This is a genomic window from Yoonia sp. (assembly GCF_030731595.1).
Classification (GTDB): Bacteria; Pseudomonadota; Alphaproteobacteria; order Rhodobacterales; family Rhodobacteraceae; genus Yoonia.
Map to the genome: position 1 here is coordinate 37,091 of NZ_JANQTS010000055.1, position 11,167 is coordinate 48,257.

General features: G+C 58.5%; 12 protein-coding genes and 1 tRNA gene. 9 read left to right on the top strand and 4 right to left on the bottom strand.

Features of this window, described 5'->3' with window-relative positions:
- Positions 1-49: 49 nt before the first annotated feature.
- The gene (gene msrB / locus NWQ23_RS05590; RefSeq protein ID WP_306165270.1) at positions 50-442 is read left to right on the top strand and encodes a peptide-methionine (R)-S-oxide reductase MsrB; all 393 of its coding nucleotides are present in this window, start codon (positions 50-52) and stop codon (positions 440-442) included.
- A gap of 66 nt (positions 443-508) precedes the next feature.
- Here msrB and NWQ23_RS05595 read toward each other — a convergent pair whose 3' ends face one another.
- Positions 509-1,813 carry a Hint domain-containing protein gene (locus NWQ23_RS05595; RefSeq protein WP_306165271.1) on the bottom strand — a complete coding sequence of 435 codons (1,305 nt, stop codon included), beginning with the start codon at positions 1,811-1,813 and terminating at the stop codon, positions 509-511.
- A 269-nt stretch (positions 1,814-2,082) separates the two neighbouring features.
- Positions 2,083-2,559, bottom strand: coding sequence for an outer membrane protein assembly factor BamE (locus NWQ23_RS05600; RefSeq protein WP_306165272.1), 477 nt, complete (start codon positions 2,557-2,559; stop codon positions 2,083-2,085).
- A 107-nt stretch (positions 2,560-2,666) separates the two neighbouring features.
- Between NWQ23_RS05600 and NWQ23_RS05605 the strand changes: the two genes are divergently transcribed.
- From NWQ23_RS05605 to NWQ23_RS05640, 8 genes are all read left to right on the top strand, one after another.
- Positions 2,667-3,188 carry a DUF177 domain-containing protein gene (locus NWQ23_RS05605; protein ID WP_306165273.1) on the top strand — a complete coding sequence of 174 codons (522 nt, stop codon included), beginning with the start codon at positions 2,667-2,669 and terminating at the stop codon, positions 3,186-3,188.
- Positions 3,189-3,351: 163 nt separating this feature from the next.
- A complete protein-coding gene (gene rpmF / locus NWQ23_RS05610; protein WP_306165274.1) occupies positions 3,352-3,558 on the top strand; it encodes a 50S ribosomal protein L32 in 207 nt (68 codons plus the stop codon).
- Positions 3,559-3,579: 21 nt separating this feature from the next.
- Positions 3,580-4,704, top strand: a complete 1,125-nt coding sequence (gene plsX / locus NWQ23_RS05615) for a phosphate acyltransferase PlsX (protein ID WP_306165275.1) — start codon at positions 3,580-3,582, stop codon at positions 4,702-4,704.
- A 2-nt stretch (positions 4,705-4,706) separates the two neighbouring features.
- Entirely contained in the window at positions 4,707-5,678 is a 972-nt protein-coding gene (locus NWQ23_RS05620; RefSeq protein ID WP_306165276.1) for a beta-ketoacyl-ACP synthase III, read from the top strand.
- A gap of 99 nt (positions 5,679-5,777) precedes the next feature.
- A complete protein-coding gene (gene ihfA, locus NWQ23_RS05625) occupies positions 5,778-6,080 on the top strand; it encodes an integration host factor subunit alpha (RefSeq protein ID WP_306165277.1) in 303 nt (100 codons plus the stop codon).
- Positions 6,081-6,083: 3 nt separating this feature from the next.
- Positions 6,084-6,680, top strand: coding sequence for a MerR family transcriptional regulator (locus NWQ23_RS05630; RefSeq protein ID WP_306165278.1), 597 nt, complete (start codon positions 6,084-6,086; stop codon positions 6,678-6,680).
- Positions 6,681-6,730: 50 nt separating this feature from the next.
- Positions 6,731-6,807 (top strand) — tRNA-Pro (locus tag NWQ23_RS05635).
- A gap of 62 nt (positions 6,808-6,869) precedes the next feature.
- The gene (locus NWQ23_RS05640) at positions 6,870-7,949 is read left to right on the top strand and encodes a 2'-deoxycytidine 5'-triphosphate deaminase (protein WP_306165279.1); all 1,080 of its coding nucleotides are present in this window, start codon (positions 6,870-6,872) and stop codon (positions 7,947-7,949) included.
- A 70-nt stretch (positions 7,950-8,019) separates the two neighbouring features.
- On the opposite strand, the gene NWQ23_RS05645 is transcribed toward NWQ23_RS05640, so the two are convergent.
- Together NWQ23_RS05645 and NWQ23_RS05650 are read right to left on the bottom strand one after the other, a co-directional pair.
- A complete protein-coding gene (locus NWQ23_RS05645) occupies positions 8,020-9,483 on the bottom strand; it encodes a pyridoxal-dependent decarboxylase (protein WP_306165280.1) in 1,464 nt (487 codons plus the stop codon).
- 160 nt (positions 9,484-9,643) lie between these two features.
- Entirely contained in the window at positions 9,644-10,909 is a 1,266-nt protein-coding gene (locus tag NWQ23_RS05650; protein ID WP_306165281.1) for a serine hydrolase, read from the bottom strand.
- Positions 10,910-11,167 lie beyond the last annotated feature (258 nt).

Consider the following 11,167-nt stretch of genomic DNA (forward strand, 5'->3'; position numbering starts at 1 on the left):
CACCTCGTCCTAGGTTAACGACCAAGCGAGGAAAAGGAACACCAAACAGATGGACAAGATCGTCAAGACCGATGCCGAATGGCGCGCGCAACTGTCAGACATGGCTTACAAGGTCACCCGCAAGCACGGGACCGAACGCGCTGGAACCTACGAGGATTTCCCCAAAGACCCGGGCACCTATATGTGTGTCTGCTGCGGCGCGCCCTTGTTCGATCAGGATGCAAAGTTCGAGAGCGGCACAGGCTGGCCATCGTTCTATCAACCCATTGATCCTGAAATGGTGGGCGAAACCATCGACCGCAGTTTCTTTATGAAACGGACCGAAGTGCATTGTAACCGCTGCGACGCGCATCTGGGGCATGTCTTTCCCGATGGGCCACGCCCCACGGGGTTGCGCTATTGCATCAACGGGGTGGCGCTCACCTTCGAACCGGAGGGATAACGAACACCTCAACAGTTTCCGGGGCTTTTGCTGGCAGTGGGCTTGCCGCAATGGCCTGTCCAGAGCTTACGGGGCGCTCTCGACCGCAACGGTTTGCTCGTCTTGGCGCGCAATCGTCGGGCGAAGGTGCTGGCCCACAAGCATCTTGTTGTTCTTCAGGTGCCGGCCGACCAGTTTTCTTTGGGATTTGCCGGAAGGGATCAAGGCGGCAGACCTTGCCGCATAGTCCAAAGACTGCAATTCGGGAAACAACGTGAACAATTCTGCCCGTGCCGCGGGCGGAACAGACTGCAAGGCTTGCGGCCCTGTAAAGAGACTTTCACAGGTGGTGTTTTCGGCCCAGATGATTTCGTGGTTGTCAAAGAGGATATGGAAATACTCCACCTCTTCGACGCTGTCGTCGACATAAATGCCCGGCAGCGCGATCAGTTTGATTGCAGAAACCAGCACTTCGGATGTGCCGAACATGCGCGCGGCAATTTTCGAAGAGACCAGTATCCGGTGTTGCCGTGACACGCTCAGGTCGCGCGACGGCAAACCGTTTCCAAGCGCGCCTGCGGTAATGCGGATCGGGCGTAAGGCCGGTGTCTGCCGCAACTCTGCGCCGCTGACTTTGGTGGAACCGATCCATCGGATCGGTTGGGTTCCGCCGCCCATCACAGCGATCTGATCCCCCACCACAAGTTGTTCGACGCAGCGCAGACCGGTTGCGGTTTGGATCAGCGTGCCGCGCGCAAAGCAGATCACATCCAGTGTGTTGCCAAAAAGCGTTAATATCTCGGCCGGTGTAATCGCCGCATTTGAAGAACCGGTATAAAAATCCAGCGGAATTGTAGAGTAAAAGACATTCCCCGACCCCACCGGATAGGTAAAGGCGACGATATGGGTCGGATCGGATGTCGTCAAAAGCGCTGTCGATCCGGGAGGGAGCGAACTGAGTTCGACATAGCCGTGGTTGGAAAAATTACCGCCATCAAATGTCGCGTCGGTGATGACACCGTTTGCGCCATTGGTGAAGGCCGTTGGCGCACCGGCGGCAACGTTGATATCTGTCCCGCTCGCAAAATCGCGCACAGGGGTGATCGTAGAACCGCCGGGGAGAATGATATTCGCGTTGGTCACTGTGCGATCAAAAATGATCAGCTTCATGCCATTGTTGACGGCAGCCGAGATGTTTCCAAGGTTGGAAAGATACTCTGCACCAAAACCAGAATTGCTGGGGTTGACGACATAGAGCGCATCAAGCGAGGCAAGTTGCGCGGCATTCGGCACCGTGACGTTGACGGCAATATCGCCGTTGTTGGTAATCTCATTGACCTGAGACGCCAGACCTTGGCCGTTGGTCATGGAATAATAGCCGATGGTGGGCACTTCAGTCTCCGGGCAATCGCTAAATGCACGGGAAACGAATCCGGGCAATCTCTTCAAAAGTCAAGAAATCAACGTGTCAGGCTTTCAAAAGGACAAGGGGACTGTGACGCGGCAGCACCTGAGTGGTCGATCAAGCGAAGCCCCGATTACACAGACCTTCGCCCGTCGCAACGACATCTTGGCGTGATGGGATCAGTCCCAGCCCTTCGGAAACGGGTCTTTCTTGGCGGCAGAGCGGTCAACAAGCCAAGGTAGGCACAAACAAGCGTCTACTGATCGTCACCCAAGAACTGCCCCGCGTCGATCCGCCCGAACGAGCCCAGCAACTGCCCGAGGAAAGTCACGTCGTTAATGCCATCTTCGGTCACGCGGCGGTCGAGCACGACAACGCGGCCGTCTTCCAGCGTGTAACGCGAGATGTTACGGACACGGTCATTGCTGTCGAAATCAATGGCAAGCACCTGCCGGTCCACTTCTTCCGGCGCGAAAGGCCCGAAATAACGAAATTGGCTCGAGGCATAGTAGATCGTGTTGTTTTCCAACGCCCGTTCCGAGATCGGCGGCCCGAACCGGCTGACCACCTCGTCTTTGGTGGTCGTCCCCACATCCAGCGTGGACAGTTCCTCTGCTGGCGGGATGAAACCGTGAAACCGGTCCATCTGGGTACAGCCTGCTGCCACGGCCAGAAACGACACCAAACCCGCTGCCTTTACGGATTTGCGCAGTTTGCCTGTCATCGCGCCCATGTGATCGCCCTCTTGCCTTGGCCTGTCTGGCCTTTTATCCCCGATACAGCACACCCCGTCCCGGTTCAAGAATGGAAGCAGCTTTGGCCCAATTGCCCCGATCACAGATGCGTTTGGCCGATCTGCCGAACCGCAAGCCCACGACATTCGACCTGATCCCCACCGCCGATGAACGCAAGGCGGTTGCAGGCGAACTGGGAATCGTCGGGATCAAGAAACTGCGTTTTGCTGGCGAACTGGCCCCCATCGGGCGCAAGGACTGGGCGCTGACGGCCCAGTTGGGGGCAACAGTGGTCCAGGAATGCGTCGTCACGCTCGACCCGGTCACAACCCGGATCGACGAGGGGTTGCAGCGCTCTTACCTCGCTCAAATCCCTGAAATCGAGGCCGCCGAGATCGAGATGCCGGTGGATGACACGGTCGAGGCCCTGCCCGAGACACTGGATATCGCGCAGGTCATGATCGAGGCGCTGGCGCTGGCCTTGCCACTTTATCCGCGTGCGCCGGGCGCCGACCTGCCAACAAGCGTTTTCACCGAACCGGGTGTCGCCCCGATGACCGAAGACGACGCCAAGCCCTTTGCGGGCCTTGGGGCGCTGCGCGCAAGTCTTGAAAAGAAGGATAAATAATCCCCTTTGAAATAAGGGTAAAAAGGGGTTGCACATACAAGGAATCGCAGTATGTTCGCGACCTCTTTTAGATCGTGTCTCGACAGGGCTGCCGCAATGGCGTAGGACCCCGCAAGACGCAAAGAAATCTGGGCCACGGCCCTTTATATCATAGGGTTGAGACATGGCTGTCCAGCAGAATAAAGTATCCAAATCCCGCCGCAACAACCGGCGTGCACATGATTCACTCGTCGCGGCAAACCCCAACGAGTGTGACAACTGTGGTGAGCTCAAGCGCCCCCACCATGTGTGCCCGTCTTGCGGCCACTATGCGACACGTGAAGTGATCGCAAGCACCACAGAAATCGACCTCGACGAAGACGCTGCATAAAGCGACAAAAGGCACTTCGGCATGAAACCAGCCCAGACGGACACTGCTCCGACGCAGGGACATGCTGCAAATCGAGTGCTTTCGGTCGATGCGATGGGCGGAGACAAAGGGCCTGCAACTGTCGTTGCGGGCCTTTCGAAGTTCCTGAGCGCTGAACCACATGCCCGCGCCATTCTGCACGGTCCCAAAGCCGAACTTGATCCCTTGGTCGCTAAGCATGGCATCACGGGGCGCGTCGCCATCCATGACGCAGCGGATGTGGTCAAGATGACCGACAAGCCCAGCCATGTGTTGCGCAATGGCAAGACAACCTCCATGTGGTCGGCAATCGAGGCGGTGCGCAGCCACGAGGCTGCGGTGGCGATCAGTTGTGGCAACACAGGCGCGCTGATGGCGATGTCGATGTTGCGCCTGCGCAAGGCCGAAGGGGTGAACCGCCCTGCCATTGCCTGCCTTTGGCCCTCGCGCAATCCGGCGGGCTTTAATGTGATGCTGGATGCCGGTGCCGATATCCGCGCCGATCAGGACGATCTGCTGACCTATGCGCTGATGGGGGCATCTTACGCCCGCAACGGTCTTGACATCGCGCGGCCACGGGTTGGCCTGCTGAACGTGGGCACCGAGGAACACAAAGGCCGCGCCGAGTTGAAGGTCGCCCACGAACTTATTGCAAATGCAGCGATTCTTGGTGATTTCGACTATGTCGGGTTCATCGAAGGTGGCGATCTGCCCTCTACCAAGGTCGATGTGATTGTCACGGATGGCTTTACCGGCAACGTGGCTCTGAAGACCGGTGAAGGCACTGCCAACCTGATCAGCGAATTGCTGCGCGGGGCCTTGATGACAAACCCGTGGTCGATGTTCGGCGCCCTTCTGGCGCGCGGGTCCCTGCGCGCCTTGCGCAAACGGATCGACCCGCGCCGTGTGAATGGCGGCGTCTTTCTGGGCCTGACCCAGACCGTGATCAAAAGCCATGGCTCTGCGGATGAAACCGGGGTGGCTGCGGCATTACATTTGGCCTACCGCCTCGCGCAAAGCGGATTTTCGGATAAACTGGCCGCACGGGTTGCATCTGCAGCATCCCTTGCCCAAGATGCAGGGCAAGACAATGAGACGGGAAGTCTCAATACGAAGGCAGGCAAGTAGTCATGATGCGTCGCGCAGTGGTCAAAGGGGTTGGGCATTACCTGCCGGAACGCGTGGTCCCCAACGCAGAATTTGAAGCAACGCTTGATACCACCGACGAATGGATCAAGGCGCGCTCCGGCATCGAACGGCGGCACTTTGCGGCCGATGACCAGCATACCTCTGACCTTGCCACCGAGGCTGCGAAAGCCGCGCTCGCCATGGCCGGAATGCAGGGATCGGACATTGACGCGATCATTCTCGCGACTTCGACCTCTGATCTGACCTTTCCCTCTGCGGCCACAATGGTGCAGCACAATATCGGCAACTCCACCGGCTATGCCTTTGATGTGCAAGCGGTTTGCGCCGGCTTTGTCTATGCGCTGGCCAATGCGAATGCGCTGATTGCATCGGGTCAGGCAGACCGTGTGATGGTGATCGGGGCCGAAACCTTCAGCAGGATCATGGATTGGACCGATCGGTCGACCTGCGTTTTGTTCGGTGATGGTGCGGGCGCTGTGATTCTGGAGGCCGAGGACGGCACCGGGGCGAATACCGATCGCGGTATTCTGTCAACCGACCTCAATTCCGACGGGCGCTACAAGGACCTGCTTTATGTCGATGGCGGCGTGTCGACCCAAAACACAGGCATGTTGCGCATGGAAGGCAAGGAAGTTTTCCGCCATGCGGTCGAGAAACTGGCCAAAACCGCCGAAACCGCCTTGGAAAAAGTGGGCCTTGGCGCGGATGATGTGACATGGGTCGTGCCGCATCAGGCCAATATCCGGATCATCCAATCCACCGCCAAGAAGCTGGGCGTGGGCATGGAGCGCGTGATCGTGACGGTGCAGGACCACGGCAATACCTCGGCTGCATCGATTCCTTTAGCGCTATCGGTCGGGGTCCAAAACGGACAGATCAAGCAAGGTGATCTGGTCGTCACCGAAGCAATTGGTGGTGGTTTGGCGTGGGGTTCCGTCGTTATTCGCTGGTAGACGCCCGAAACCGGACTCAAACACCGTTTGCCAAGCCGTTGTTATTGACTCTGAATTTGCTGGGGGCATATGCTTCCCTACAATTGTAGGGGGTGTGTTATGGCGGAAAAGACTTTAACGCGAATGGATTTGGCAGATGCGGTGCACAACGAGGTGGGGTTGTCGCGAAACGATAGCGCCGATCTCGTTGAAAGCGTGCTGACGCATTTGTCTGACGCGCTTGTGGCGGGCGAAACGGTGAAAGTCTCGTCTTTTGGCACGTTCTCGGTCCGCGAAAAAGCGGCGCGCGTGGGGCGCAATCCAAAAACCGGTGAGGAAGTGCCTATTCATCCCCGCCGCGTTCTGACCTTTCGCCCTTCGCATCTCATGAAGGATCGCGTTGCCGCAGGGAACAAAAGCTAGGTCATGGCCAAAGCCCAAGACGCGTTTCGCACGATCAGTGAAGTGGCGGAATGGTTGGACACGCCCACCCATGTTCTGCGCTTTTGGGAAAGCAAGTTCAGCCAGATCAAACCCGTGAAGGGTGCAGGCGGGCGGCGCTATTACCGCCCCACCGACATGGACCTCTTGGGCGGGATCAAAAAGCTTTTGCACGAAGACGGGCTGACCATCAAAGGCGCCCAGAAGCTCTTGCGTGAGAAAGGCGTGAAATATGTGGCGGGGCTGGGTCAGTCAATGACGGACACCCAGCAGGCGCCAACCACTGCGCCCGCGCCAGTCGTGCGGATCGCCACGCCTTTGCCGCCACAGACAACCAGACCCGCAGCGATCGAGCCCGACTCACCGCAGGGCGCGCTCCCCTTTGACATGGAGGCACCGACAGGCACACCTCAGTTTGCCATCGCCCTCCCCTTGCCACCAAAGGGGCTGCCTGACGCCAAACCGCGCCTGATCGGGCGGGCGCCTGTTGACGCAAGCGTCTTGCATGACCGTGCTGCAAAGATTGCGCCGCTCTTGGCCCGGCTCGAAGTGCTGCGCAGCCGGATGCAGCGCAGCACGTGATGCTTTTCGGGCTTGCCACTTTACGTGTTTCGGGTATGAAAGCGCTTCGTCGGGCTATAGCGCAGCCTGGTAGCGCGTCCGTCTGGGGGACGGAAGGTCGCAGGTTCGAGTCCTGCTAGCCCGACCAATCATAACCGCCCGTCTGTGCGCAAGCACGGCGGGCGTTTTGGTACCTCGGAGGGGGAAAAGATGACGACTGCAGGTGTCCTCGCCGACCATCAGATCCGCGACATGATCGCATCTGGCGGCATCGCGGCAGACTTGCCCATCACGCCCGAACAGATCCAACCTGCCTCGCTTGATCTGCGTCTTGGGCAGACGGCGTACCGTGTGCGCGCGTCTTTTCTTGCGGGCCGCAAACGGACCGTGAAACAGCGGCTTGCTGACTTCCAGATGCATGCGGTTGATCTGACGGGCGGTGCTGTGCTGGAAAAAGGCTGCGTCTATGTCGTGCCCTTGATAGAGCGCCTGACCCTGCCCAAAGGCATGACCGCCGCAGCAAGTGCCAAATCCTCGATTGGCCGCCTTGATCTGCTGACCCGCATCATCACCGATCACGGCGTCGAGTTCGACCGCGTCCCCGAAGGCTATGACGGCCCGCTTTACGTCGAGATTTGCCCGCGTTCGTTTTCCGTCGTGGCCCAGCCGGGACAGATGTTGAACCAGATCATCTTTCGCCAAGGCAAGACCTTGATGTCAGACGATGATTTGCGCGCCTTGCACGCGCAGACCCCCATCGTGTCAGGTGATCCGGTGATCTCTGATGGCTTGGGTTTCTCGGTTGATCTGAAGCCCGCCAAAGGCACTCTGGTCGGCTACCGCGCCAAACCGCACACTGGCGTTGTCGATCTTGCCAAACTGAACCACTACGACCCGACCGAGTTCTGGGAAGAGGTGCATACCAAGGACGGCTGGATCATCCTTGATCCCGGTGCCTTCTATATTCTGGTCAGCCGCGAGGCGATTGTGATCCCGCCGATGCAGGCCGCCGAAATGGCCCCCTATCTGGCGATGGTCGGTGAATTCCGGGTGCATTATGCGGGATTTTTTGATCCCGGTTTCGGATATGCCGAAGCAGGCGGCGCCGGATCGCGTGGTGTGCTTGAAGTGCGCTGTCACGAGGCCCCTTTCGTGCTGGAGCACGGGCAGGTCGTGGGGCGCTTGGTTTATGAGCATATGGCAGCCCTGCCCGCAGCACTCTATGGCCGCGAGATCAAGTCGAACTATCAGGGCCAAGGTTTGAAGCTGTCCAAACACTTCAAATCTTGAAGCGGCGCAAACTTTGACAATCAGGGCGCGATCCATGAAGCACCGGCAAGCGGGACGGAGCCGAAGCGCGCTAATCCTGTAAAGCGCGTTCCCTGTCAATTTCCTGCGCGATTTCAAGTACATCGACGAGGAAACCATCAATATCCTCTCGTCGGGTACGGTGGTTGTTGAACGCGCAGCGCAGGCCATGTTTGCCTTGGACCGTTGTGTCCGAAGGCACAGCAAGGCCGCGTTCCTGTAGTCGAAGCATGATCTCTGTATTGAGCGCCTTCGACGCGTCCTCATCTTCGGCTATGTGGCGGAAGCAAACGATATTGAGATCAACAGGGGCAAAAAGTTCGAGCAGCGGATGTGCCTCGACCTGCTCTGCCATATATCGCGCGAGTGCAATGTCTTTGGCGATCAGCCGCCCAAACTTGGCCGAGCCTTGCTCTTTGAACGCCATCCAAATCTTGAGCGCACGGAAGCCACGGCTTAGCTCGAGGCCGTAGTCGGCAAGAAACTTGCCTGCAATCATGCCCCGCTCTTGCAGTTGTAGATATGGGCCATGCATCTCGAATGTCGCGAAATGGGCCTCAGGGTCCTTTATCAGCACGGCTCCTGCTTCGAAGGGTGTGTGAAGCCATTTATGCGGATCAATTGCCACCGAGCCTGCCCGCTCTATTCCGGCGACCAAATGCGCATGATCCGGTGCAAGGCGGAGCACCCCACCGATGCATCCGTCGACGTGAAACCAAAGGCCCTCTCGATCGCAAAGATCTGCAATCGCAGTCAGATCGTCGATCGCCCCCGTATTCGTCGTGCCAGCCGTCCCGATCACGCACGCCGGTTGCAGCCCGTTTGCCCGGTCTTGTGCGATCGCGGCTTCCAGCGCATCAAGTCGCATCCGTTGACGGTCATCGCTCGCAACCTCCACCAGCGCCTTTGCGCCAAGACCTAAAGTCTCCAACGCTTTTTGATGACAACTGTGCACTTGATCAGAAGCGTAAAAGCGTAACGGTTTTTTGAGCCCGGCGATGCCCTCCTTGCGCACGTCATATCCGGCGGCAAGATTACGAATAACTGTATGTGCAACAAGGTTCGCCATTGAACCACCGCTGGTGAGCGTGCCACTCGCGCTTTTGGGAAAGCCAGCGATCTCCTTGAGCCAATCGACGACTTGTTGTTCGACCTGCGCCGCACCCGTGTTGCCACCACCCAGGTTGCTGCCCTCCACGGCGGCAAGAAAGTCGCCCAAAGCGCCCGTGAAGTTGCTGGCCCCCATGTACCATCCCCAGAAGCGGGGGTGGATGTTGCCCATCGGATAAGCTGCAACGTTGTCCCGGTATTCACGATAGACTTCGTCCAATTGGGCAGGATGTTCCGGCATGCCTGTTTGTAGTCGGGCGCGCACATCTTCGGGCATCGGCGTCCACACAGGGCGCTCTCGCACGCGGACCAAATGCTCGATCGCCTCATCTACCATACGATGTGCGAGGGCACGGGTGGCTTCCCAATCGTCTGGGTCAAGCGTCTCTTCTTTGGTATTCCGCATTTGCCACACCCTCCTGCTTCAAGCAAACCGTGGGTGAAAAGCGGAATTTTTGCAAACGTTCTGTGCAGGAGCCAGAAATCTGAAGAGCGATTGTCAGCAATACCTCTTGGTGCCCGTCCTATCTGTAGGTGAAATCTCGCATCGAACGTGCTCCTGCTGACTATGTCACGTGCTCGCCCGCAACATGCCGGACCAAAGCGTCCATCGCGTTGCAAGTATAGTCGTGGAAGTACCAACTGTCCGCTTCCGGCTGGCTTGATTGCTTGATGACCGCAACCTCCCTGTTTCGGTCAATGTAGATCCATTGGCCGTGCACCCCGAGCGCGATGATCGCTTCCGACCCGGGCGTGTTTCTGATCCACCATTGTGCGCAATAGCTCCAATCGCCATTCGCCATGCTTTCTTCCGCACTCGGGCCCCTCAGGAAGGCTTCGGTGGACCCCCCTTGCGAAAGCGTGTCGATCACCGCTTCGGGGATGATCTGGTCACCGCCCACACGGCCATTCCGGAGCATTGCCGCGGCAAAGCGCGCCATGTCCTCTGCCGTGGCGTTTAGCCCACCCCCGGCACAGAGGTTGCCCGTGGCATCAAGAAGGACATAGGTCTCGCCGGTCATGCCGAGCCTTGACCACAGGCGGTTTTCCAGCAGGGTCACGAAACTCTGACCGAACAGTCGACTGACCGCCCAGTTCAGGACATCGGCCTGCGGCGTCTGGTACTCGAACACCGCCCCATGCGCGCGCCCCTCGAGCTTGGTCAGTGTGCTAGCATAGTCATAGAGGCTCTTTGGTCCGTCCCAATCGACCGCCTTGATGCCGGCCCCTAGAACCGCGACGTAATCGTGGAACTCTGCGTCGGGGTCGTCATAGTACTCACTGAATTTCAGCGATGCCGTCATGTCGAGGACCTGACCGAAGGTCGCATCGGAAAAACCCGATCCGTTGTCGAGTTCCGGTATGATGTCCACGATCGGGGTGTCCCGCGTGACCAACCCCTCTTCGATCGCCATCAATGCGAAGAGGCCGACGAAGGACTTGGTGCAGCTGAACATGATGTGCGGCGTGTCCGGCGTCATGCCGTTGAGGTAACGTTCGTAGACGACCGTGTCCTTGTGAACCACGATCAGGCTGTCGGTGAATGTCTGCCGCAGGAAGCACTCGAAATCAGCGAGAGAGCCATCCTTGCGTCGCACCGACAGGCTGCCGATGTCAGCGTCGATCTCGCGCCTCAGCGCGGTACCGGCATCGCTGGGCCGCACAGGTGCTGTCGGCCAGATCTGCCGCATATTCTGGTAGGCCCACCGATTGAATGGCGGCTCAAATACACCATTGAAGCGATCCACCCGCTTTCCGGCAGGCGGCGGAAACCCCTGCATAAGACCAAGCTCCAGATGAGTTGCGGTATCGAAGGGTTCGGAGATCGCCATGGCAGTAGTCGCCTTTCCTACACTGTCTTCCTGGGCTCCCGCGCCAGAAGTGAACGGTTGGGCGCGCGCGGGTCTGAATATCAGGCTAGCATTGCGATTTACGCATGACGACCCCCGAAACCGCCCCTGTGCGCTTCGGGCGCGAACCTGCCATCCGCCGCAGCCGCGGGCAAGGTTTGAAGCTGTCCAAACACTTCAAGTCTTAAAGCGGCGCAAATTTGGACAATTGGCGCGCAGGCCATGAAGGGTCGGGAAGCG